Below are 23,604 nucleotides of genomic sequence, written 5' to 3'. Positions count from 1 at the left end.
ACGGAAAGCTTCATAGCCGGAGATGTCATGCCTCATGTTGCGTCAACCTGGTAGATGCCGAATGATTTTCGGCATTTAGAAGAACCGCTTCAGGATTGATCCCGAATGGTTCGAGAGGTCTGCTAGCACCGCTCGCGTTAATCGGCAACATAAACTGTGACCAGCACGAAACGTTTTCGGGAATATGGCCGCGCATAAATTCATGCCTAACGGGCTGTTAACCGCGTCATTTTACGGCGCCTTACGAAAGGTTCCTTAATGGCTTCTTTACTCAATTGTTAGTTGTGATTTAGCCAGAAAGCCGAGCCTATGAAATTTGACTGGACCAAAAAGGCCTGCGCGGGGCATAAGCAGGCCATGGCATTGGCGACTATCATGGTATCGGCATTATTGATGACCCAGCCCGCCGAGGCCGGTTCGATCAGCCGGATTGAGGCGAGTGGCTCGCAAATCACTGTCGCTTTTGATGATGTGGTCGAGGGGGCTTCGACCTTTTCCCTGATCGGACCGGACCGGATCGCGATTGATGTTCGCGGCGGCAAGGCGGGGCAGGGCGGATATGCGTCCGGTATTGTCAAATCTGTGCGCCAGGGACAATATGATATCAATACAGCACGGATCGTGTTTGATCTCGACCGACCGGCAGTTATTACCAATGGCAGTTTTTCTCAGGACGGAAAAAGCCTGAAGCTCAGCTTGCAAGCGGTTGGCGAGAGTCAGATTGCCTTGGGCCGCAAATCCTTCTTGCCACCGCTGGAATTCCGCGCCGAACCGCCGAGAACCAATTATAGCGTCAAGGTTCCGCTCGGCAAGCCGCGCGATTCTGTCAGCCTGCCGAAAATATACGGGCCCAATGACCCGAGCAGACCGCTGGTCGTCATTGATGCCGGGCATGGTGGCCATGACCCGGGAGCAATTTCTCCCCACGGCGCTGCTCGCGAGAAGAATGTCACTCTCGCAATTGCGCGCGCAATCCGTGACCGACTGGTCGCAGGCGGCCGTGTCCGGGTGGCACTGACGCGGGACAGCGATGATTTCCTTGTGCTGGAAGAGCGCTACGGCATCGCCCGCCGGCTCGACGCGGACCTGTTCATGTCGATCCATGCCGATGCCGCGGGGAATGAGGAAGCGTCCGGAGCCACGGTCTATACATTGTCCGAGGTCGCTTCCGACCGGGAGGCCGCCAAGCTGGCTGCCCGCGAGAACAAGGCCAATATCATAAACGGGATCAATCTAGGCGGCGCGACCAAGGACGTTTCGTCGATCCTGATCGATCTGACCCAGCGCGAAACCATGAACGTCTCGGCGGATTTCGCCAAATTGCTGCACCGCGAAAGCAGCCGCCAGATGAATTTTCGCAAAATACCGCATCGCTACGCGTCCTTCGTAGTGCTCAAGGCACCCGATACGCCGTCGGTATTGTTCGAAACCGGCTATCTGACCAACAAGGATGACGTCGCCTTTCTGAATTCCCGCGCAGGCCGGGTCAAAGTTGCGACTGGTGTAGCAAGCGCGATCGAGTCGCATTTCGCCCGCAAACTGGCGATGCGCTAGATAATTCTGCCGGTGTAAATATATCCGATCGTACCGGCTTGAGGCAGTGCGCGATTTTCATCGATAATCGCTGGAAAATGCTAGCGAGGCGGTTTAGATAGCGCAGCCTATGGTAAATGATGCGTCTGATACGGCTGGAGAAAGTCTCGCCTACAAGCTCGAACGGAGCACCGGCAGTCTTTTCGAGCGGATCGAAAATTTCTGGCAGAAGAAATGGTTCCGGTTGCTTGTGGCCTTCCTCGGCTTGGGCATTCTAGGCTGGCTCATGATCTGGATGATCTTTGCGCGGGATTTGCCCGACGCGACCGCGCTGCGGACCTATGAGCCTCCATTGCCGACGATGGTCCGCGCATATGATGGAGAACCTGTGCACAGCTATGCCCGTGAACGGCGCGTGCAGCTTGAGTTTTCCGAATATCCGGCGCTTCTGGTGCGTGCTTATCTGGCCGCAGAAGACCGTACTTTCTTTGAACATGGCGGACTGGACTATCCGGGTATTGCGACCGCGATTGTCAGCAACATTACCAATAGCGGCCGACCGATCGGCGCTTCGACGATTACCCAGCAGGTCGCGAAAAACCTCTTGCTGTCCGGCGAAGTATCCTATCGCCGGAAAGTGCGCGAAGCGATCCTGGCCTACCGGATCGAGGATGCGCTGACCAAAGAGGAAATCCTCGAACTCTATCTCAACCAGATATTCCTCGGCCGCAACGCATATGGCGTGCAGGCCGCCGCCCAGGCTTATTTCGGCAAGGATGTCGACGCGCTTGCCCTGCATGAAATAGCCTATCTGGCGATCCTGCCCAAAGGTCCGTCCAACTATCGCCCCGAAGCGCACGAACAGCGCGCGATCAGCCGGCGGAACTGGGTATTGGGCAGAATGCTGGACAATGGCTGGATCACGGATGGGCAACATCAGGCAGCTGTGGCGCAACCGCTTGGCGCGATTTCCCGTTCCGGACCCCGTTTCGACCGGGTTGGCGGCTATTTTATCGAGGAAGTCCGCCGCCAGCTGATCGAGCAATTCGGCGATGACGAGAAAGCCGGACCCTATAGCGTCTATTCCGGCGGTCTGTGGGTGCGCACCTCGCTCAACCCGGAATTACAGGAATATACCAAAGACGCTCTGCGCGGCGGGTTGCTGCGTTATAGCAGCGGCAAGGGCTGGAGCGGTCCGATCAACAAGATCGAGATCGACGAGCAATGGGCGCAGCGGCTTTCCTCAACATTCATCGGCACCGATTATGCCAATTGGCAGATCGCGGTTGCGATCCGGACCACCGGTGGCGGAGCAGAAATCGGCTTTTCCGATGGCACGACAGGCCGGATCAATGACGTGCCCGGGGCGCTTAAAGCCGGTGATATTATCGCCGTCAGTCCGGTGGGCGGGAGCAGCTACCGGCTCGAAAATGTACCCGAAGTTTCCGGCGGGATGGTTGTGCAAAATCCGCGCAACGGCAGAATTTGGGCGATGCAGGGCGGTTTTGATGACCGGATGAGCTCGTTCAACCGCGCCACCCAGGCGGAGCGCCAGCCGGGTTCGACGATCAAGCCGTTTGTTTACGCAACCGCGCTGGAAAATGGCATGACCCCGGCGACGTTGATCCCCGACAGTCCGTTCTGCGTCTATCAATCAGCATCACTGGGACGCAAATGTTTCCAGAATTTCGGCAACGCACGCGGTGCCGGAGAGCAGACCTTGCGCTGGGGCGTCGAACAATCGCGCAACTTGATGACGGTCCGCGCCGCCAATGATGCAGGCATGGAAAATGTCGTCAAGACGATCAAGACCATGGGGATCGGCGATTATAAGCCGTATCTCGCTTTTGCTCTGGGCGCTGGCGATACCACGGTGATGAAGCTGACCAACGCCTATTCGATGCTCGCCAATCATGGTCGCGAACTCAATCCGACGGTGATCGACTTTGTCCAGGACCGCAAAGGCAAGGTGATTTTCCGTGCCGACAAGCGGGTCTGTAACGATTGCAATTTGCGCGACTGGGATGGGCAGCCGATGCCGCGTCCGCGTCCCGCGGGCAAGCAGTTGATGGATCCAATCACCGCCTATCAGATGATTGACATCATGCAGGGCGTGATCACGCGTGGCACTGCGCAAAATCTGAAAAGTCTCGACCGGCCGCTGTTCGGCAAGACCGGCACCACCAGCGGTCCAACCAATGTGTGGTTTGTCGGCGGTTCGCCCGACATGGTTGCTGGCGTCTATCTCGGCTACGACCAGCCCCGCAATATGGGCGGCTATGCGCAGGGCGGCACGCTGGCTGCACCGATTTTCCGCCGCTTTGCCGAACGGGCGATGGCAGGCATGCCGAAAACCCCGTTTGTTGCGCCCAGTGGTGTCCGCATGGTCCGCGTTGACCGCAAATCGGGCAAGAGAGTCTATGGCGGATGGCCTACCGATGATCCGAAATCTGCGGTGATCTGGGACGTGTTCAAGCCAGAAACCGAACCCCGCCGCTCGATCCGCAAGGACGAGCTATTGGCCCGGCTCGAAGCCCGCAAGGCCCAGCTGATCGCCGAGCGCGCAGCGGCACGGGCGCGGGCCCAGGACGCCAGTCGCAATCGCGGGCCGGCGCAAAATGACGATGAATTCCTGCAGGCGGAAGGCGGCATCTATTAGCGCCGCTGGATCATTGCTTTGATGTTGAAGGTTGCGGATATTGCGCCAGCCCAGGGCGTCCGCACTGTTGGACCAGAGAGTGTCGACACGCTCGCGGAAATCACTGCCGACGCCTTTCGCGATGATCCGTTCAACAGCTGGCTGTTCGGCGGTTTTGATCCGATGCAGCGGACCTTTGCCAATCTCGCTCGCCATATTTACGCGCCGAATGGTTTTTGCCAAGTCTTGGACGAAGACGGCGAAGATCGCGCAGCGGCCATGTGGTTGATGCCCGGCGACAATCCCGACGCATCATTGGCCGGCACGCTGCAGACTTATTGGGGACTGTTTGCTAGCGGCGGATTGGGCGCGTTGAAAAGGGGCAAGGCAGCGGGGGACGCGATGGCGAAACACCATCCGGCACAGAAGCACGCCTATCTGTTCACCGTCGGCGTCGCCAGCGCCGGAAGGGGCAGGGGCCTTGGCCGGAGGTTGGTCGAGCCTGTTCTAGAGGCCTGCGACCGGACTGGTACCATGGCCTATCTCGAAAACAGCAACCCTGCCAACCGGCGTTTCTATGCCAGCCTCGGCTTCGAGCGGGTCGGGCTGTTCCACCCCAGACCCGAAAGTCCCCCGCTCGAACCGATGCAAAGACTGCCGCGCTAGGCGCTGTGGTTTAGAATGTCAGCTGGAAGCGTCCGGCGAAAGCGTCGACCGAATAATCACCGCTACCTGCTGCGAGGATTGCTGCGTTTTTATAGTCAAGCTTGGAATAAGACAGCAGAAAGCGGACATAGTCGACCGGAGTCCAGATCAGCGAAGCCTGATAGGCGTCCTGGGTGCCGCCAACAAACCCGGCATCGACCAGATCGAGCCGGTCATAGCGCGCATTGACCTGCCACGCCCCGAGGCCACCCTTGCCGACGGGGTTGGAGACTTTGACACCCTTGAACACGCCTTCCTTGTAACCGCGTGTGTCGTCGGTCAGGAAGATGCCGGCCTCGATGGCGCCACCAAAAAAGGTTGGATCGGCAAGTGCGCCAGCGCGGTTCAGTTTGAGCCAGTGGGTTTCTGCTGCTGCATGGAAGCGCCCGGAAATCACCGCTGCCTCGAGCCCGTAGCTGGCTTCTGATTCGGCATCGGCGATATTGCCGGTGTCGATGAAGCGAGTGTCGGTGAAATGTACCGCGGGGCGCTGGCGATAGCGGCGCGAAGTCACGGCATCGCCAAGATCGCGATAATGGTAGGACGCCCCGAAATGGGTTTGGACATCACCGAATTTCGGCATCGCTAGGGCACGCAGATCAAAGCCGATGCTGTTGTTCTCGTCATTGTTGAGATCGCCGATATTGGCGGTGAAAAGCCCTGCCTGAAACAATAGGTCCGACACGCCATATTGGGCGGAAAGCCCGACCCGGCGTTCGAAACCGAAGGCATCGGTAAAGGCGGCGCGCTCGATAAAGCTGGTGTCGTTGCTGCTCGACAATTCTTCCAGACTCTGGAAATTATTATGCTGTCCCGCCGTCACCGTCAGCCCGCCATTGTCATAGGTGAAAAAGGCGTCAGTCAGTTCGACATCATTGCCGGCAAAATCCGCTTCCAGCTTGTAGCCGAAACCGCCCGGGATCGATCCCGAAGCGCCGAGCCGGATCCGGCGAGCTTCATTGGCAAAGCCCAGACCCGCGTCAACGATGCTGTCGGGTGCGTTCACTGTGCCAAAGTCGTAGAGGATGCGTCCGCGCGGTTTGAAGCTCCAGCCGTCCTCGCCCTTGATTTCCGGAGCGCCTTTGAAGCCGATCTTGACCGGCTTCTGCTGCTCCAGCTTTTCCTCGGTCGCGGCGATTTTTGCTTCCGTCGCGGCAATCGCGCTGGTCGAGGCCTGCTGCGTCTGCTGCACATTGCCCAGCTGCGCCTTGAGATCGGCGACTTCGCGCTCGAGCTGGTTCAGCTTGGTCAGCAGCGCCGCTGCCTGTTCGGTCGTGATTGACTGCGCCATCGCCGATGCGGGATAGAGCCCGATCGCTGCGGTCCCGGCCAGCAGGCCTATTGTCTTGAGCATATGGTTTTTCATAATCGCCTGTCCGTTGCTTTTGCATTGCATGATAGTGAGCGATCTATGACCGCAGCGTTTCCCTTTCATGGCATATTTATTTCACGTTTGTGACAGCGCGCCCACCGGCCTGTCAGTCGGCGGCAGGCAAGCGCCGCTTGCCTTTGGTCCGGCTGGTCAGATGATATTGCCGGCAGCGGTCACAAAGATAGGGGCGAAGGTCGATGGTCGCAGCCTGAGCCGCCGCGATAGCATCCGCTTCGCTGGCAAAACGCTTTTTATTGCGGCAGATGGCGAGACGGGTGCGCATGGGGTGGATTTAGCGGCTCGCGGGGAGGCGGGCAAGCCACCCTTTCCTTCCTGCCGCGCAGCGGTGGGGAGGGGGACCGTCCGCAGGATAGTGGAGGGGGTGGTTGGGCTCGGCACAGGCTCCGGATGTCGTGGCGACACTCCACGGGCCGTTTTTTGGTGAACCCACCCCTCCGTCAGCCGTTCCGGCTGCCACTTCCCGATCGCTTCGCAACAGGGAGGAAAATAGAGGGGCCGACAGCCTTTCCTACACAAGTCTTGCTATGTCATATCCCCAAACGGCTCTTTGAAAATCAAATCCTCCTCCGCCATTTTGCAAAAGCGGAAAGGGAAGGCCCGTCACCGTCCTGTGCATGGCCTTTGTCGTTTGTTCACCCTCGCTACTCAAAAGCTGAACAAGCGGCTTTTTAAGGCCTGAAATACTGCGAAAATCCCGCCCGAAAAACCCCGGACCTTTTCAAATTCATAACCGTGTAAAGTGTGTAAAGTTCGATTGCTGCCCCGGGAGAAAATCTCGGCGCAATCTGTAGCACGCGGGGCAGACGTTTCCTGCTGACAAGGGCTTGCACCCCTGCTAACGGCTGGCCATGACCGAACCATCCTCTACCCGGGCCTATAAACAGTCCCATATCCGCAATTTTTCCATCATCGCCCATATCGATCATGGCAAATCGACTCTCGCCGACCGGCTGATCCAGCAGACCGGCGGGCTGACCGCGCGGGAGATGAGCGAGCAGGTGCTCGACAATATGGATATCGAGCGCGAGCGCGGGATCACGATCAAGGCGCAGACGGTGCGGCTGCACTACAAGGCGAAAAACGGCGAGGATTACGAGCTCAGCCTGATGGACACGCCGGGCCATGTCGACTTTGCCTATGAAGTGTCGCGGAGCCTGGCGGCTTGCGAGGGCGCTTTGCTGGTGGTCGACGCGGCGCAGGGGGTCGAGGCGCAGACTTTGGCCAATGTCTACCAGTCGATCGAGCATGATCACGAGATTATTCCTGTGCTCAACAAGATCGATCTGCCCGCCGCCGAACCGGAGCGGGTGCGGCACGAGATCGAGGAAATCATCGGCATCGATGCTTCCGAAGCGGTGCTGGCCAGCGCCAAGTCGGGCATCGGCATAGAGGATATATTGGAGCAGATTGTCGCGAAAATCCCGCCACCGGGCGGCGACCGCGACAAGCCGCTCAAGGCGATGCTGGTCGACAGCTGGTATGATCCCTATTTGGGCGTGGTCATCCTGGTGCGGGTGATCGACGGGGTGCTAACCAGGGGGCTGAAGATCAAGTTCATGGCCCAGGGCACCGAGCATCTGGTCGATCGGGTCGGCTGCATGCGGCCGAAGATCGAGCAATTATCCGAACTGGCCGCTGGCGAAATCGGGTTTATCACGGCGCAAATCAAGGAAGTCAGCCAGACCGCCGTCGGTGACACGATCACGACGGTGAAGAATCCGGCGCCCGAGGCTTTGCCGGGCTTCAAGGAAGTGCAGTCGGTGGTGTTCTGCGGATTGTTCCCGGTCGACGCTGCGGACTTCGAGAAATTGCGCGAGAGCATCGGCAAGCTGCGGCTGAACGACGCGAGTTTCACCTTCGAGATGGAAACCAGCGCGGCATTGGGGCAGGGCTTCCGTTGCGGTTTTCTGGGGCTGCTGCATCTGGAGATCGTCCAGGAACGGCTGACCCGCGAATATGATCTCGACCTGATTACCACGGCGCCGTCGGTGGTCTACCGGATCCAGATGAACGATGGCAGCGAGCAATTCCTGCACAACCCGGCGGATATGCCCGACGTGGTCAAGATCCGCGAAATCGAGGAGCCGTGGATCGAAGCGACCATCTATTGCCCCGACGAATATCTCGGCGGCATATTGAAACTCTGCCAGGACCGGCGCGGGGTACAGAAGAATCTGACCTATGTCGGCGACCGGGCGCAAGTGGTCTACGAACTGCCGCTCAACGAAGTGGTGTTCGACTTTTACGACCGGCTGAAGAGCATCTCGCGCGGCTATGCCAGCTTTGACTATCACCAGATCGGTCTGCGCACCGGTCAGCTGGTCAAGATGAACATCATGGTCAACGGCGATCCGGTCGACGCGCTGAGCATGATCGTCCACCGCGACGCCGCAGAATTCCGCGGTCGTCACATGTGCGAGCGGCTCAAGGACCTGATCCCGCGCCATCTGTTCAAGATCCCGATCCAGGCCGCGATCGGCGGCAAGGTGATCGCCCGCGAAACCATCTCCGCAATGCGGAAGGATGTCACCGCCAAATGCTATGGCGGCGATATCAGCCGCAAGAAGAAGCTGCTCGACAAGCAGAAGAAGGGCAAGGCCAAGATGCGCGAATATGGCAATGTCAGCATCCCGCAGGAGGCCTTTATCGCGGCGCTGAAAATGGGCGACGAGGGTTAGTGATTCCGCCGGTCATTGCGTCGCCGGTGGCGGATTAATGGCGATATTGCTGAAAGTCGACGGACCACCATCCGGCTCTCGGTCGCCTATGATTCGCTGTTTTGTTTATAGGCGCAGGGCTTGATATTGCCCGGTTCAATCGCCGGGCCCTTGGCTCTAAACCGCGCGAAATAGCCACCCAGTTCGGGCCGTTCCATGAAACCGACCAGCTCATAGCCAACCGCCTCAAACTCGCAGAATAGCTGCTTTGGCGGAATGCCGTGCTGTTCAAAATTGCGGTTCACATCAACCACGACCACTTCCCCGGCACCGCGCTCTTTGCTCTTGTTGAGCAGAGCCGGACGCAGACGCGAGAGAAAGGCATAGGGCTCGCGAACCTCGTGATACATGTGGACCAGAAAAATCCGGTCGAAACTATTCTCCGGTAGCCGCGGATCATCGGGTGCGCCGAGTTTGATCGAGACATTGTCGAGGCTCTCCCGATTGACCCGCTCGCCCAGCCGCGAGATTGCTGCCTCGTCAATATCCTGTGCCAGCACTCGTCCCGCAGTGCCAACATTTTCGGCCAGCCGCACGGTATAATAGCCTTCGCCCGCCCCGATATCGGCGACCGTCATGCCCGGCTCAAGGCCCGCCGCCTTCATGATCTCCTCTGCCTCGCCCCGCTTGTCGCGCGCGGTCTCGGTCGACCATTGATTGCCGGCTAGGTCCGACACCGGTCGAGACGCCGGCGGGTAGGCGCGGGCAGTTTCGGCGCGATCGGCATCCGCATCCGGCACCCGTTTGCAGGCTGTCAATGATGTGGCCAGCAAGATGCCGGTTATTGCGAATAGCGCGAAGCAGGGCTTAGGCAGAAACATGCTGCGCTGAATAGGCGAGGCTTTCGGCAGGAGCAATGGGGTTTTTCCTAGTCGACATCCTCGACATCAACCGCTTCGCCGGTAACCTTCTGCGCCAGCGTCGCGGCGATGAAGTCGTCCAAGCCTCCGTCCAGCACATCGCTAGGGGCGCTGCTGGTGTGGCCGGTGCGGAGGTCTTTGACCATCTGATAGGGTTGCAGGACATAGGAGCGAATCTGGTGGCCCCAGCCGATTTCGGTCTTCGCTTCATATTCGCCCGAGGCTTCGGCTTCGCGGCGTTGCAGTTCGGCTTCGAACAGGCGGGCCTTGAGCATGCCCATGGCGGTGGCGCGGTTTTTGTGCTGGCTGCGGTCGTTCTGGCTGGCGACGACGATGCCGGTGGGGGCGTGGGTGATGCGGACGGCGCTGTCGGTGGTGTTGACGTGCTGGCCGCCGGAGCCGGAGGCGCGATAGGTGTCGATCTTGAGGTCGCTTTCGTTGATCTCGACCTCGAAACTGTCGTCGATCACGGGATAGACCCAGACACTGGAAAAGCTGGTGTGGCGCTTGGCTGCGCTGTCGAACGGGGAGATGCGGACCAGCCGGTGGACGCCGCTTTCGGTCTTGGCATAGCCATAGGCATTCTCGCCCTTGACCTCGATCGTGGCGGATTTGATCCCCGCCTGATCACCGGCCTGATAGTCTACCATCGAGACCTTGTAGCCGCGGGCTTCGGCCCAACGCTGGTACATGCGCAGCAGCATCTCGGCCCAGTCCTGGCTCTCGGTGCCGCCGGCACCGGCGTGAATTTCTATATAGGTGTCGAGACCGTCGGCTTCGCCGGAGAGCAGGGCATTGACCTTGTCGCGGTCGGCGCGGGTGGCGAGCTTGTCGAGCGTGGCAACGCCTTCATTGGCGAGTTCGGCATCGCCTTCCTCCTCGGCCATCTCGATAAACTCTAGCGCGTCGTCGCGTTCCTGCTGGATTTCACGCGCGGCGCTGATCGATTCATCGAGCCGGCGGCGCTCGGTCATCACCGCTTGCGCGGCGGTCTGGTCGTCCCACAGGGTCGGATCCTCGACCCGGGCGTTTAATTCGTCGAGACGCCGGAGCGCGACCTCCCAGTTGAGCGCGGTCTTGATCAGGGTGAGAGCGGCGTCGATCCGGTCGACAAAGGCTTGCGCGTCGGCACGCATGATAATCTCCAAAGCTATTGGTTGCTGCGATTAGACGATATCGGCGGGAAGTAAAGTGATGTACAGATTGACGGGGCGCTTGGGCAGGCTGTGACGCTGCCAGTCATTGAAGATTTCTATCGAAATTCTAAAGTTTTGTCATTGGTATCTATCCGAGGCAGCGTCTAAATAATGTCAGGTAACGGGCCGCGAACAACCACAGCGGTCGATCAATCCGAAAGGAATAACATGATATTTCGAAAGATTTCAGGCGCTTTTCTGGTGGCCCTCATCACCACCGGTCCGGCGCTCGCCGAGGATCACAAACCTTATGGCTATGGCCCCGACAATGGCCCGGAAAAATGGGGGCAATTGGCCGACAAAAATGCGCTGTGCGAGCGCGGCGACATGCAGTCTCCGATCGATCTGGCTGGAGCGAATGCCAAAGGAAGTGTCGCGCTGTCGGTCAACTATCGGGCCGGCCCACTGACTGTGTCGAACAAAGGACTGACGGTGCAGGCCGATTTTGCAGCCGGTTCTTCGATGACCAGCGGCGGCACCATGTTCAACCTGATCCAGATCCATTTTCACACCCCTTCCGAACATGCGATCTCGGGCAAGCGCTATCCTCTCACCGGGCATTTCGTGCACGCGACCGAGGGTGGCAAGCTAGGCGTATTGGGCGTGATGTTTGAAGAGGGGGCGGCCAATGCGGAACTCGCCAAAATTCTTGCCGCTGCATCCGCCGGGAAATCCGAGCCGGCTACAGTATCAGGCCAGATGATCGATCCCAATGGCATGCTGCCCGCTGATCGGTCGGTCTATCGCTACATGGGCTCGCTGACTACGCCGCCGTGCAGCGAAGGCGTCAACTGGCACGTGTTGCAAAATCCGATCACCGCTAGCGCCGAGCAAATTGCCGCCTTTGGCAAGCTGATGGGCGAGAATGCGCGTCCGGTAAGGGCGCTCAATAACCGACTGCTCGTCGCTCCCGAGTAGCTGCCGGGCTGCTGATTTTCTGCCCGACTCCGGATTTCTGTGTTAGATATGGGCAAGGATCAGGAGACAAGGCTGAATGACGATCACGAATTTCACCGATAAGGACGTGCCCGACCAGAGCGGGCGCGTCTTTTTTGTTACCGGGGCAAATAGCGGGCTCGGCTATGCTGCCGCCAAAGTGCTGGCGTCTCGCGGTGCACGCGTTCTGCTGGGCTGCCGGTCGGAAGAAAAAGCGGAGGCGGCGATGGCGGATATTCGCGCCGTATATCCGGATGCCGACTTGTGCTTTATCCCGCTGGATTTGGGCAATCTAAAATCCGTCCGCGCTGCGGCCAAGCTGGTTGTGAAGGAGCCGCGCCTCGATGTTCTGGTCAACAATGCAGGGATCATGATGCCCCCGCGTGAAGAGACCGACGACGGTTTTGAGTCGCAATTTGGCGTCAATCATCTCGGTACATTTGCGCTTACTAGCCTGTTGCTCGACAAGCTTTCGCAGGGGCAGGAGCCGCGTGTCGTGATCACCTCGAGCATGGCCCACCGCAGCGGACGGATCGACTTTGACGATATCAATGCCGAGAGCAGTTACAGCCGCTGGGGCCGCTACGCGATGAGCAAATTGGCCAATCTATTGCACATGTATGAACTCGACAGACGTTTGCGGGCGGCGGGTTCGCCGGTCATCGCCGTCGCGTGCCATCCGGGTGTGGCAGATACCGAGCTGGCAAGGAATTTTCCGGGCTTCATGGTTGCGCTGTTTCGGCCGGTTTCGAGCCTGTTTATGAACAGTGCCGCGCAAGGGGCCTGGCCGACGCTGGCCGCCGCCGCTGGAGAGGGCGTCGAGGGCGGTGAATATTTCGGGCCGAGCCGCAATGGCGAGTGGGTCGGGCCGGCCCGAGAAGTACAGCCGCGTAAGATCGCAAAGCAGATTGAACTGTCGAAAAAATTGTGGGATGTCTCGGAAGAAATGACTGGAGTTCGCTATGCAATTTAGTGCGATTTCCAAATTTTCCTTGGTTTTCATTGACTTTTGCGCGATCTTTCGCTAGCTCTCGTATGAGAGTAGGCAATTGGCTGCTTACCTGAAGGGGATATTTTTTGTTCGATGAAATGCTGGGCAGCGACGGTGAAGTTCGCGAACCATATGCCGATTATAAGAGCTGGCTGGACAAGGAAGATACGAAACGTCTCCATCGAAAATCCGAAGATGCGGAAGCTTTCTTTCGCACGACCGGTATTACCTTCAACGTCTATGGTGAGGATGATGGCGACGAGCGGCTGATTCCGTTTGACGTTATCCCGAGGATATTATCTGCGCGTGAATGGCGCAAATTGTCGCGCGGCATTGAGCAGCGCGTCAAGGCGATCAATGCTTTCCTATATGATATCTATCATCGCCAGGAGATTTTGCGTGCGGGCCGTGTCCCTGTAGATCTGATCGCAAATAATATCGCGTTTCTGCCGCAGATGATTGGCGTTGATCCGCCCGGCGGAATTTACACGCATATCATCGGTACCGATATTGTGCGCACCGGACCAGGCGAGTTTTACGTGCTGGAGGACAATGCGCGCACGCCTTCCGGGGTCAGCTATATGCTGGAGAACCGGGAAACAATGCTCCACATGTTCCCGGAACTGTTCGCCAAGATCGGTGTTCAGGAAGTGAGCAGCTATCCGAATAACTTGCGCCGTTCGCTGGCTGCCTGTGCGCCACTAAAATGCGAAAGCAGGCCGGTGGTCGCCGTGTTGACCCCGGGCATCCACAATAGCGCTTATTTCGAGCACAGTTTTCTCGCCGACCAGATGGGCGCGGAACTGGTCGAAGGCCATGACCTTATGATTGTTAACGGACGTGTCTCGATGCGCACGACACAAGGCTATACCCCGATCGACGTGATCTACCGGCGGATCGATGACGATTATCTCGACCCGTTGAATTTTCTCCCGAATTCAATGCTCGGTGTGCCCGGAATCATGGATGTCTATCGTTCCGGCGGGATTACCATCGCCAATGCGCCCGGCACCGGCATCGCCGACGACAAGGCGCTCTATTCCTATATGCCGGATATTATCGAATTTTATACCGGCCAAAAACCATTGCTTGAAAATGTGCCGACATGGCGCTGTTCGGAGGAGGACCAGCTTGCCTATGTGCTGGAGCATCTCGAGGAACTGGTGGTCAAGGAAGTGCACGGGTCCGGTGGTTACGGCATGCTGGTCGGCCCTGCGGCTTCAAAAAAAGAAGTCGAGGATTTCCGCGCCAAGCTGATTGGGAATGCGAGCAACTATATTGCCCAGCCAACGCTGGCGCTTTCATCGGTTCCGATTCTGGCGGAAAAGGGGCTGTCTCCGCGTCACGTCGATTTACGCCCGTTCGTTCTGGTCTCTCCGGACCGTATCGACATTACACCTGGCGGCTTGACCCGCGTGGCGATGACCGAAGGATCTTTGGTGGTCAACAGCAGCCAGGGCGGGGGAACCAAGGACACTTGGGTGTTGGAAGAATGAGAGGGCTGGGATCATGCTAGGTAAAACAGCCGCCAGTCTATTCTGGATGTCACGTCTGCTGGAGCGGACCGAAAATAGTGCGCGCTTGATCGAGGCAGGGTTTCGCATCGCGCTAACCCACTCGTCATCGGCCGCTGATGAATGGGCCTCTATTCTGGCGTCATCCGGTGCCAAGAAGAACTATCTCGCGAAGCACGAAGATTATAGTTCGGCCAAAGTGATCGACTTCCTGTTAAGAGACAAGAGCAATCCCGGCAGCGTCATTTCACTGATCAAGCAGGCGCGGGACAGCGCCCGTACCGCTCGCATTGCCCTAACCAGAGAAGTCTGGGAAGCAACCAACGAAGCCTGGTTGAACCTGAAAAATGCTCTCGCCAATCCGGTTGATGAGCGCGACTTGCCGGGTGTTCTGGCGGTGATCCGCCAGCAAAGCTCGCTGGTCCGGGGCGCTGTAATGGGCACAATGTTGCGCAACGATGGCTTCAATTTTATCCGGCTGGGTACGTTCATTGAACGTGCGGACAGCACGGCACGGATATTGGATGTGAAATATTATCTGTTGCTGCCGTCGATTGCGCAAATCGGTACCGCGGTGGACAACGTCCAATGGGAAACAATTTTGCGATCAGTGTCTGCGCAACGCTCTTACCGGTGGCTCAATGGTTCCGATATCAGCGCGTTAAGTGTAGCCGAGTATCTGATCCTCCATCGCCAGATGCCGCGGTCATTGGCTTTTTGCTACGCGCAAATATCGGATAATCTGGGATATCTGGAGACCGAATATGAAAGCGAAGTCACGTCGCATCGCCTGGTATCAGATATTTGCGACCGTTTGCTCGGCCAACCGGTAAAGACCATTTTTGAAAATGGTCTGCACGAATTCATCGTTGAATTTCTGGCTGCAAATAACAGCCTCGCCGCCCAGATCGAGACCGATTACAATTTTCAGGACAGGATAAACTGAATATGCTGCTGAAAATCAATCATGAAACCCGCTATAATTACGATAAACCTGTGCAATACGGGCTGCAGCAACTTCGCCTTCGTCCGAAGGAAAGGCCTGGCCAGCGGATATTGGACTGGAATATCGAGATTGAAGGCGGCGCGATGGAATTGTCGTTCGAGGACCATCACTGTAATCATGTCGACCTGATCAACATCGAACGCGGGCGCAGCGAAATCGTCATTCGCTGCACCGGCGAGGTGGAAAATACAGACGGTAGTGGAGTCATCGGCACCCATGCTGGATTTGCACCATTGTGGTATTTCAAGCGATCGACAGCGTTGACCAAGCCAGAGGCCGAAACGGCCAAATTGATCGCATCGCTGGATCAGGATTATGACAATGACATTGTCCGGCTTCATGCGCTGTCTGCCCTGGTTACCGACAAGGTTTCCTATGAAACCGGCAAAACAGATGCTGAAACGACCGCAGAGCAGGCGCTTGGCATCGGCGGCGGGGTCTGTCAGGATCATGCCCATATCTTCTGCACGGCAGCTCGCTCGCTGGGATTTCCCGCGCGGTACGTCTCTGGATATCTAATGATGAGCGACCGGGTTGACCAAGATGCTACGCATGCCTGGGCGGAAGCCTATGTCGAGCATATTGGCTGGGTCGGGTTCGACGTGTCCAACGGCTATTCTCCCGATGAACGCTATGTCCGTGTTGCCACAGGTCTGGATTATCGCGATGCGTCGCCGATAACCGGTCTGCGCTATGGTGCGGGCAACGAGGATATGATTGTCAGTCTGCAAGTGCAGCAGTAGAGAGACCGCAGATCATTGCGATGATTCTTATTAGGGATAAACAGTAGAAATGACCTATTGCGTTGGCTTGCGGATGAAACGTGGCCTGGTATTCATGTCTGATACCCGTACAAATGCAGGCGTCGACGATATTGCTCAGGTCAAGAAGTTGACAAGTTGGGAAGTCCCGGGGGATCGCGTTATCACCTTGCTTTCGGCGGGCAATCTGGCGACTACTCAGGCGGTTGTCAGCTTGCTGGATGAGCGCGGCAAGCATCCCGATGACCGAAATCCATCGATCCTGCAGGCGCCGTCGATGTTTCAGGTCGCCACGATCATTGGCGATACCTTGCGCGAAGTGGTAAAAACTTACTCCCGCGAAGGTCAGGAAGCCAAGTCTCCTTTCGGTGCGACATTGATTCTCGGCGGTCAGATCCACGGCAGCGATCCGCGGCTTTTCATGATTTATCCGGCCGGTAATTTCATCGAAGCCAGCGATGACAGCCCCTTTTTCCAAAGCGGCGAAACCAAATATGGCCGCCCGATTCTTGTCCGCGCTTTCGACCCGGACATGACGTTCGAAAATGCGATCAAATTGTTGCTGGTGTCATTCGATTCGACCATTCGTGCTAATCTGGCGGTGGACTTGCCCCTCGATATGCAGGTGTATGAAGCCGACAGCTTCAAAATTACGCAACAGCAGCGGGTCGAACATGACGATCCCTATTTCCAGACTATCTCAGAAGGATGGGGCGATGCGCTGAGAAATGCGTTTCAATCGCTGCCGGATTTCAGCTTCAAAGATTAACCGAAGCGCCGTTTCCCCGCCATCGCCCTGTGCGCCATCGCCATTGTGGTCAGTTGCGCGTTGACGCGTATGCAACTGGGCATCACGCTGGCATCGGCGACGTAGCAGTTGGTGGTATTGTGGACGCGCTGGTTGATATCAACCACGCCTTTTTCAGGATCAACGTTTATTCCGTTGCCGCCGTGCGGGTGGGAACTCGACAAGACCACATCATCAGGCTCGACGATGGCTGTTTCGTAAAATGCGTCAATCTGTTCATGGCTCATGTCGCTGGTGAGCGTCTGGCCGCGGAGCAGGGCAGGGTAAACTTCGACCGCGCCGTTGAGGAAATGGACCTTGGTCATCGTTGCCAAAGCGCGGCGTAACAGAGCCAGTTCCTCTTCACCAATTTTCAGCTTGAGCTTGCCATTTTCCATGTAACCGAGCCGATCTGCAGGAAAGAGAACCCCGGCGGAAACCAGCCGGTTGTAGTTTTTCATCCGCTCGTAATGATCTTCAAACCAGCCCGGCACCAGCGTCGCCATACTCATCGGCGGCTGAAAATGGCTTTCGATCAGAAAGTCGCCACGATCGACATAGGTCGCCATCTGGTCTTCGTTCCATACATTCATATCCGTGCCTTCGGGCATCAGGGCGACCACCGGGCAAGCGATATTGAGCGAGATATTGGCTCCCGATTGCAAGATGCCGCTGTTGTACAGGAGGTTGCTGGAGGCCAGGGCACCGGCTGCCACCACCACGCCTTTGCGAGCCCGGATAGTGCGTTTACCACCATCGCGAAGTCTGATTTCTACAGCGCGGGCAACTTTCTTTCCGTTGGCGCCTTCCTCCCACAGGATTTCGGTGGCTTCTGCTCGATGCAATATGCGGGCGGGTTTGTCGCGGGCATCGCTGGTGGCATGGGTTAGAAAGCTCTCAGGCATGGCCTTTTTCCGACCATAAGGGCAGCCGGTGTTGCAATAGCCGCAATAGACACACTCGCTATCTTCTGTTTTGGGACCGTAGTTTTTGCTGAACCATGCGGTGATCGCCTTATGGTCCATTGGGTCATCCGATTGTGCGGCATATTTATGCCAGCCGTCGATCAGATGCGGACCATTGTTTCTGCCGGTGATCCGGTCGATCTCGGAGACTTCTAGCATCTGCTCGACCGCTTCATAGCTCACAGCGAGCTCCGCTTCGCTGATCGGTGCGCCAAGCTTTGCCCAGCTATCGTAAACATCTTCCGCATCGGGATGGACGAGGCCATCATGTTTCATGCGCAGGCAGATGCCGTTGTTGATGACGGTCGAGCCGCCAACCACGCGGCCCTGAAACACGATGATGTCGCGATCCGAGGTGGTTTGCAGCGCGCCGTCCTTGAAGAGTCGCGCCGTCATCCGGGCTTCTTCATGAGTGATCCGGGAGGAGGGATAATGACCACCGGCTTCGATGATCAGCGCTTCATGGCCTTCGTCGGCAACCGCTGCTGCGGCAACCGCACCGCCCGCACCGGAGCCGATAACGATTACGTCGGTTTCTTCCGGGACAGCCTGGTGGCCGATGAATACTTCCGAAGTGAGGTCGCGGTGTGTTTCCCGGCGAACCAGGCGTTCGCCGGTGGCAGAGCGGTCGCGCTGAGCGGGCAGTTCGAATTTGAGATCCGCGAATACCGGATTATCAAAATTGCCTTCTTCATCGCCATGCTGCCAATGGCCGTAATAGCCGGCAAGGATGACGCCCTTGGTCCGGGCGATATCCTGAAACAGGTCTATTCGCGAATTTCTCAATCGTCGGTTGATCAGTTTTTTGCGGATGGATGGTGGCGCGGCGAGGAAGAACGGGCCGCCGAGCACGAGCAGCAGTCCGTAAAGCGCCATCCCGATTTCATCGGCCTTGTCACCATCAATATTAGAGAAATGTTCTTGCAGATTCTCGACCACCTGATTGGCAGAAATAGCCATCTTCCGATCGTGAAACATCGCTTCCGCCATAGCCTTGATCATCAGCGCCTGCAGTCGATTAAATGGCTTTTGCAAGTTGCATCTCCCTCGGTGCGACCCGGGGTGTTTAACGATTTTAACTAATTCTTCTGAGCATCGCTCTCGATGACTATCCCCAAACCATCCCCTTCTGCGCCAGCCTTGTGCCGACGGTCAAGCTTGCCAGCTGCCAGATCTACTTCGATAATCATATCCGGCCCGGTTGCCGCAACATATAGCATTTTTCTTTCGGGAGAGAAAATGATTGTCACATACGGGAGATGGCCGACCTGCTGGCGATCAATACGCCGATGAATTTGCGTGTTGCTATGTTGAAAAAACCGCCGAACCGTGGCCAGGATTGGAGTTGATCGCTGTCTTGTCGTCAGGTCGAATAGAAGCGTGGATCGGAAAGCTACCGGTCTTGATCGCGGTTTTATTTTGCTCCTATTTTTGCCGAATATCAGCAAACTGCGGTTTTTCTATCTCATGTTGCCACACCACTGTGACGCAAGGCACTGCTTGTGACGGCGCAGGTGATAGGATATATGTCTCTTAACAACATCGAGAGCTTATCATGCGAAACAAAGTTGGCCGCTTCTCTTGCAATATGGTCCTGGGGATCTTGATCACAGCGCTTGCCGTGCCTGCTCCAGCCTCGGCGCAATTTGGAGGATTGTTCAAGAAACGATCCTCCACCGATCAGAAGTCGAGCGATAGCAGCCCGGCCAAGGATTGCGCGACCGATCCGGGCAAGTCGATTGGCAAATCGATATTGGGCAATATGATCGGTGATTTTACCCGGCGTGCAACCCGAAACATGGGCGTTGTCGGCTCCTATATTCCGCGCGCTGAAGTGGCAGACACGCTGACCAATTCGATAGCTTGCCGGCTCGATCAGGACGAGCAATTGCAAGCGGCAGAAGCGACGCGTAACGTGACCAGGTCTGAAGCGGTCGGCAGCAGTTCGCAATGGAAGAGCGAGACTCGTGCGGATGTATCGGGAAGCTCGACCGCGACTGCGAAAACACAGACGGCGGATGGTACAAGCTGCATGACCATCACCGATGTCATCATTGTCGATGGTGAGGAAACCCGCGCCTCCAAACAAATGTGCAAAGGTCGCGGCGAAACGCGTTATGTGGTGATGGTGTAATCATGAATAGAAAAATCAAAGCCCTGGTCGGCACAGCTGCTCTTTTGACACTCGGTGCAGCCGATGTCGATCCCGGGATAGACCCGAACAATCCGACCTGTCCGCTCTATCCCAATTGGTCCTCCAACAAGAAGATGGAACTGACGCCGGTTGACCGTAAGGGGAGAAAGATATTGCTGGCCGAGGGAGCCGTCGATGTAGGTCTGCCCGACCGGCTTCGCAAAACCCTGGAAAAAAATCCGGATATTGCTGAGATCTGGCTGCGATCTCCGGGAGGAAGCGCCCGTGCCGGCAACGAGGCGGGCCAAGTCATCCGGGAATTTGCCAAGAAAATCGACGACCTGCTGATTACCCGGGTTCCCGCAGGCTGGACCTGTTTTAGTGCCTGCAATTTTGTCTTCATGGGCGGCAAAGGCCGGATCATCGATGAAGGCGGTCATTTCATGGTTCACATGTTCACGATGACCGGCGATCGCGATGCGATTAATTACAGTATCGAGATGGGGACCGATTCCACGGTCGGCCTGATCGGTGAGGTCGAGCAGGAGAGCGCATTGCTCGCTACGGAAGATAATGATTTCCTGATCCGCATGGGAGTGTCGCGGAAATTATTGTCCGAAGTGATGTATAAGACAAACGCTGTAAAAAGCGGCGACGGTGACAAGTCCACCCGCCGCTGTCTGACCCAAGAGGAAGCGCTTCGTTACAATGTCGCCAATGTAACCGGCTAGCCTGTTGCGACACACATGCCCTGCGAAAATGACCACCATGCTTTTGCTTTTCTTTTGAAATTATCGCGTTAGCATGGGCCCAAGCTAATTGGGGAGGCCGGACGATGCGTCATATTGCGATCATAGGATCGGGACCTGCCGGCTATTATTCGGCCGAAGCGGCGCAGAAGAAATTTGGCGACGATGTTGCGGTCGACATTATAGACCGGCTGCCCGTTCCTTTCGGCCTGATCCGCACCGGCGTTGCCCCCGATCATCAATCGATCAAGGCCGTCTCGCGGCGCTATGAGAAAACCAACCTTGGTGACAATGTCCGCTTCGTCGGCAATGTTACGGTTGGCGAAGATGTCAGCGTCGCCGAGTTACAACAGCTTTATGACGCCGTGGTGCTGGCCACCGGGGCCCCCAATGATCGCAAGCTGGATATTCCCGGCAGCGATCTGGATGGCGTGATCGGCAGCGCAGCCTTCGTCGGTTGGTATAATGGTCACCCCGACTTCAAGGATCTCGACCCGCCGCTCGACGGTCGATCCGTCGCTATTATCGGTAATGGCAATGTAGCTCTCGATGTCGCGCGCATATTGGCGAAGACCGAGAGTGAATTTGCCGGCAGCGATATTGTCGGCCATGCGCTCGATCTATTGAAGGCCAGCAAGGTCCAGAAAATCACCTTGCTCGGAAGAAGAGGTCCGCACCAGATCGCGATGACCCCCAAGGAACTCGGCGAGCTCGGTCATCTCGAGCGGGCCCGGCCGATCGTCGATCCGCTCGACTTCCCCGACGAAGGCGCGGATGCGATGCTCGAGCCCGGGATGCGCAAATCGGTCACCCATCTCCGGAGCTTTTACGAACGGGCGGGTGAATTGCTCGACAAGCCGGTCAAGATCGATTTCGACTTTTTCGCGATGCCGGTGGAAATTCTAGGTGATGGCAAGGTTGAGAAGATCGTCGTCGAACGGACCGAACTCGACAAGGATATGCGCTCCATCGGAACCGGAGAGATGTACGAGCTGGATTGCCAGATGGTGATCAGCTGCATCGGCTATCGCACTCCGCCGATTGAAGGCGTGCCTTACGAGCATGGCCGGGGCCGCTTCGCCAATACCGACGGGCGGATATTGCCGGGTCTTTATTGCGTCGGCTGGGCAAGGCGCGGGCCTTCAGGAACGATCGGAACCAACAAGCCGGACGGTTTTGCGATTGTCGATGCGATCGCGGAGGATATTGGTTCGGGTGACCGTAAGGAAGGTCGCCAGGGTCTGGACCGGCTGTTTGAATCGCGCGGCATAGAGACCGTCACCTTCCGCGACTGGAAGAAAATCGAAGAAGCCGAAATTGCGCGGGCGAGGGACGGTTCTCCACGCGAGAAATTCACGGATATTGCCGATATGATTGCCGCGCGGGACTAGTCGGCTAGCCACTCCCGCAATATCGCGTTCACTTTCTCCGGCGCTTCCTGTTGCACCCAGTGCGACACGCCGGGCAGGCGATGCAGTTCTAGATCGGGCACCCATTCTTGGGTGCCGTCGGTGCAGCGGATGTCGATTGCGGCATCTTCTTCTCCCCAGATCATGAGAGTCGGGATATCTACAATCCCGTCGCCGATCTCCCGCGCGTCTTTGGTGCGGAGCAGGGCGCGGTAATAGTTGATCATCGCGCGCAAGGCGCCGGGCTGGCTAGCGGCGTCGGCGTAGACTTGCAAGTCGCTATCGGGGAAGCGGCCTTTGTCGACGGCCATTTTGGTGAAGGCCTGTTTGACAGGCTCCGCTCCGTTTCGTCCGAATAATTTTTCCGGCAGCCACGGAATTTGGAAGAAGAAAATATACCAGCTTTTCTTCAGTTGATACCAATGGCGAAATTCTCGCTGCGCGCATTTTGGATGCGGTACATTCATGATCACCAGTCTGGTCAGGGGGCGTATCTTTTTGATCGCGAATTGCCAGGCGATGATTGCGCCCCAGTCATGGGCGATCAGGGTTACGTCGTCCGCGCCGCTGGCATCGATCAAGGCCGCGACATCCTCAACCAATATGTTCAGGCGATAAGAGTCTATGCCGTCCGGTCTGCTTGATCCGCCATAGCCGCGCAAATTGGGGGCCCAGACGCGATAGCCCATTTCGGCGAGCATCGGTATCTGGTGACGCCAGCTATGGTTGAGTTCGGGGAAGCCGTGCAGGCAAAGCGCCAGCTTCTTGCCTTCGCCGGCGGTGGCTACTTCGAAGGTTTGGCCGTTGGCTTCGATCCATTCCACAGCAATGCCACTCGACGGTTCCGGATTCCATGAGACAAACTTTTCCATATTTTCATCTTGCACGAGGACACTTTAACCAACCAGTTAAATCTGTTATAGCACCGAAAAAAATAAAGGAGAGAGTCGATGCATGATATGGTTATACGCGGGGGAACCGTGGTTGATGGTACGGGCGGAGCGCCCTTTGTCGCCGATGTCGCGATTGATGGTGACCGGGTTTCGCTGGTCGGAACGGTCGCGGCGCAGGGCCGGGAAGAGATTGATGCATCGGGAAAATTCGTCACACCCGGTTTTGTCGACGTCCATACCCATTATGACGGGCAGGCAACCTGGGATGATGAAATGGCACCCTCTAGCTGGCACGGTATTACCACAGTCGTGATGGGCAATTGCGGTGTCGGCTTTGCACCGGCCCGGCCTGATCGTCACGAATGGCTGATCAACCTGATGGAAGGCGTCGAGGATATCCCCGGTACCGCTTTGGCC

Annotated in this window: 21 protein-coding genes; 14 read left to right on the top strand and 7 right to left on the bottom strand. The window is 57.1% G+C overall.

Translation table 11 applies throughout. From position 1 onward, the window contains the following. Positions 1 to 309: 309 nt before the first annotated feature. The 3 genes from V7680_RS03185 (at position 310) to V7680_RS03175 (ending at position 4,837) form a co-directional block, all read left to right on the top strand. Positions 310 to 1,554: an N-acetylmuramoyl-L-alanine amidase gene (locus V7680_RS03185; protein ID WP_335651845.1), complete on the top strand. Its 1,245-nt coding sequence runs from the start codon at positions 310 to 312 to the stop codon at positions 1,552 to 1,554. A gap of 109 nt (positions 1,555 to 1,663) precedes the next feature. Continuing rightward, a complete protein-coding gene (locus tag V7680_RS03180; protein ID WP_335651844.1) occupies positions 1,664 to 4,192 on the top strand; it encodes a penicillin-binding protein 1A in 2,529 nt (842 codons plus the stop codon). A gap of 21 nt (positions 4,193 to 4,213) precedes the next feature. After that, positions 4,214 to 4,837, top strand: a complete 624-nt coding sequence (locus V7680_RS03175; RefSeq protein WP_335651843.1) for a GNAT family N-acetyltransferase — start codon at positions 4,214 to 4,216, stop codon at positions 4,835 to 4,837. A gap of 10 nt (positions 4,838 to 4,847) precedes the next feature. On the opposite strand, the gene V7680_RS03170 is transcribed toward V7680_RS03175, so the two are convergent. Together V7680_RS03170 and V7680_RS03165 are read right to left on the bottom strand one after the other, a co-directional pair. Further along, complete coding sequence (locus V7680_RS03170; RefSeq protein ID WP_335651842.1) at positions 4,848 to 6,242, bottom strand: OprO/OprP family phosphate-selective porin; 1,395 nt, start codon at positions 6,240 to 6,242, stop codon at positions 4,848 to 4,850. A gap of 112 nt (positions 6,243 to 6,354) precedes the next feature. Beyond that, positions 6,355 to 6,531, bottom strand: coding sequence for a hypothetical protein (locus V7680_RS03165; protein ID WP_335651841.1), 177 nt, complete (start codon positions 6,529 to 6,531; stop codon positions 6,355 to 6,357). 586 nt (positions 6,532 to 7,117) lie between these two features. Here V7680_RS03165 and lepA point away from each other — a divergent pair. Continuing rightward, positions 7,118 to 8,947: a translation elongation factor 4 gene (gene lepA / locus V7680_RS03160; protein WP_335651840.1), complete on the top strand. Its 1,830-nt coding sequence runs from the start codon at positions 7,118 to 7,120 to the stop codon at positions 8,945 to 8,947. Positions 8,948 to 9,033: 86 nt separating this feature from the next. Here lepA and V7680_RS03155 read toward each other — a convergent pair whose 3' ends face one another. Together V7680_RS03155 and prfB are read right to left on the bottom strand one after the other, a co-directional pair. After that, positions 9,034 to 9,807, bottom strand: a complete 774-nt coding sequence (locus V7680_RS03155; RefSeq protein WP_335651839.1) for a class I SAM-dependent methyltransferase — start codon at positions 9,805 to 9,807, stop codon at positions 9,034 to 9,036. 47 nt (positions 9,808 to 9,854) lie between these two features. After that, on the bottom strand, positions 9,855 to 10,982 hold the full coding sequence (gene prfB, locus V7680_RS03150) for a peptide chain release factor 2 (RefSeq protein WP_335651838.1): 1,128 nt from the start codon (positions 10,980 to 10,982) through the stop codon (positions 9,855 to 9,857). A 228-nt stretch (positions 10,983 to 11,210) separates the two neighbouring features. Here prfB and V7680_RS03145 point away from each other — a divergent pair, with 228 nt between their 5' ends. From V7680_RS03145 to V7680_RS03120, 6 genes are all read left to right on the top strand, one after another. After that, on the top strand, positions 11,211 to 11,960 hold the full coding sequence (locus V7680_RS03145) for a carbonic anhydrase (protein ID WP_335651837.1): 750 nt from the start codon (positions 11,211 to 11,213) through the stop codon (positions 11,958 to 11,960). Positions 11,961 to 12,036: 76 nt separating this feature from the next. Further along, positions 12,037 to 12,951: an oxidoreductase gene (locus V7680_RS03140; RefSeq protein ID WP_335651836.1), complete on the top strand. Its 915-nt coding sequence runs from the start codon at positions 12,037 to 12,039 to the stop codon at positions 12,949 to 12,951. Between the two features lie 116 nt (positions 12,952 to 13,067). Continuing rightward, on the top strand, positions 13,068 to 14,465 hold the full coding sequence (locus V7680_RS03135; RefSeq protein WP_335651898.1) for a circularly permuted type 2 ATP-grasp protein: 1,398 nt from the start codon (positions 13,068 to 13,070) through the stop codon (positions 14,463 to 14,465). A 13-nt stretch (positions 14,466 to 14,478) separates the two neighbouring features. Then, entirely contained in the window at positions 14,479 to 15,429 is a 951-nt protein-coding gene (locus V7680_RS03130) for an alpha-E domain-containing protein (protein WP_335651835.1), read from the top strand. Positions 15,430 to 15,431: 2 nt separating this feature from the next. Continuing rightward, a complete protein-coding gene (locus V7680_RS03125) occupies positions 15,432 to 16,232 on the top strand; it encodes a transglutaminase family protein (RefSeq protein ID WP_335651834.1) in 801 nt (266 codons plus the stop codon). A gap of 49 nt (positions 16,233 to 16,281) precedes the next feature. Further along, the gene (locus tag V7680_RS03120) at positions 16,282 to 17,019 is read left to right on the top strand and encodes a peptidase (protein ID WP_335651833.1); all 738 of its coding nucleotides are present in this window, start codon (positions 16,282 to 16,284) and stop codon (positions 17,017 to 17,019) included. On the opposite strand, the gene V7680_RS03115 is transcribed toward V7680_RS03120, so the two are convergent. Both V7680_RS03115 and V7680_RS03110 read right to left on the bottom strand, forming a co-directional pair. Next, positions 17,016 to 19,037, bottom strand: coding sequence for a GMC family oxidoreductase N-terminal domain-containing protein (locus V7680_RS03115; RefSeq protein ID WP_335651832.1), 2,022 nt, complete (start codon positions 19,035 to 19,037; stop codon positions 17,016 to 17,018). The genes V7680_RS03120 and V7680_RS03115 overlap by 4 nt on opposite strands. Positions 19,038 to 19,081: 44 nt before the next feature. Continuing rightward, a complete protein-coding gene (locus V7680_RS03110) occupies positions 19,082 to 19,222 on the bottom strand; it encodes a hypothetical protein (RefSeq protein WP_335651831.1) in 141 nt (46 codons plus the stop codon). A gap of 335 nt (positions 19,223 to 19,557) precedes the next feature. On the opposite strand from V7680_RS03110, the gene V7680_RS03105 reads away from it, so the two are divergent. From V7680_RS03105 to V7680_RS03095, 3 genes are all read left to right on the top strand, one after another. Then, a complete protein-coding gene (locus V7680_RS03105; RefSeq protein ID WP_335651830.1) occupies positions 19,558 to 20,136 on the top strand; it encodes a hypothetical protein in 579 nt (192 codons plus the stop codon). Between the two features lie 2 nt (positions 20,137 to 20,138). Beyond that, on the top strand, positions 20,139 to 20,867 hold the full coding sequence (locus tag V7680_RS03100; RefSeq protein WP_335651829.1) for a hypothetical protein: 729 nt from the start codon (positions 20,139 to 20,141) through the stop codon (positions 20,865 to 20,867). Positions 20,868 to 20,971: 104 nt separating this feature from the next. Further along, entirely contained in the window at positions 20,972 to 22,276 is a 1,305-nt protein-coding gene (locus V7680_RS03095) for an FAD-dependent oxidoreductase (protein ID WP_335651828.1), read from the top strand. On the opposite strand, the gene V7680_RS03090 is transcribed toward V7680_RS03095, so the two are convergent. Next, the gene (locus V7680_RS03090; protein WP_335651827.1) at positions 22,273 to 23,166 is read right to left on the bottom strand and encodes an alpha/beta fold hydrolase; all 894 of its coding nucleotides are present in this window, start codon (positions 23,164 to 23,166) and stop codon (positions 22,273 to 22,275) included. The genes V7680_RS03095 and V7680_RS03090 overlap by 4 nt on opposite strands. A gap of 78 nt (positions 23,167 to 23,244) precedes the next feature. Here V7680_RS03090 and V7680_RS03085 point away from each other — a divergent pair. Further along, a partial coding sequence (locus tag V7680_RS03085; protein WP_335651826.1) for an amidohydrolase family protein occupies positions 23,245 to 23,604 on the top strand: 360 nt, incomplete at its 3' end.

Source organism: Parasphingorhabdus sp., from assembly GCF_036963705.1.
Taxonomy (GTDB): Bacteria; Pseudomonadota; Alphaproteobacteria; order Sphingomonadales; family Sphingomonadaceae; genus Parasphingorhabdus.
The sequence above is the reverse complement of the archived record's forward strand: the minus strand, read 5'-3'. Positions and strand labels throughout refer to the sequence as shown.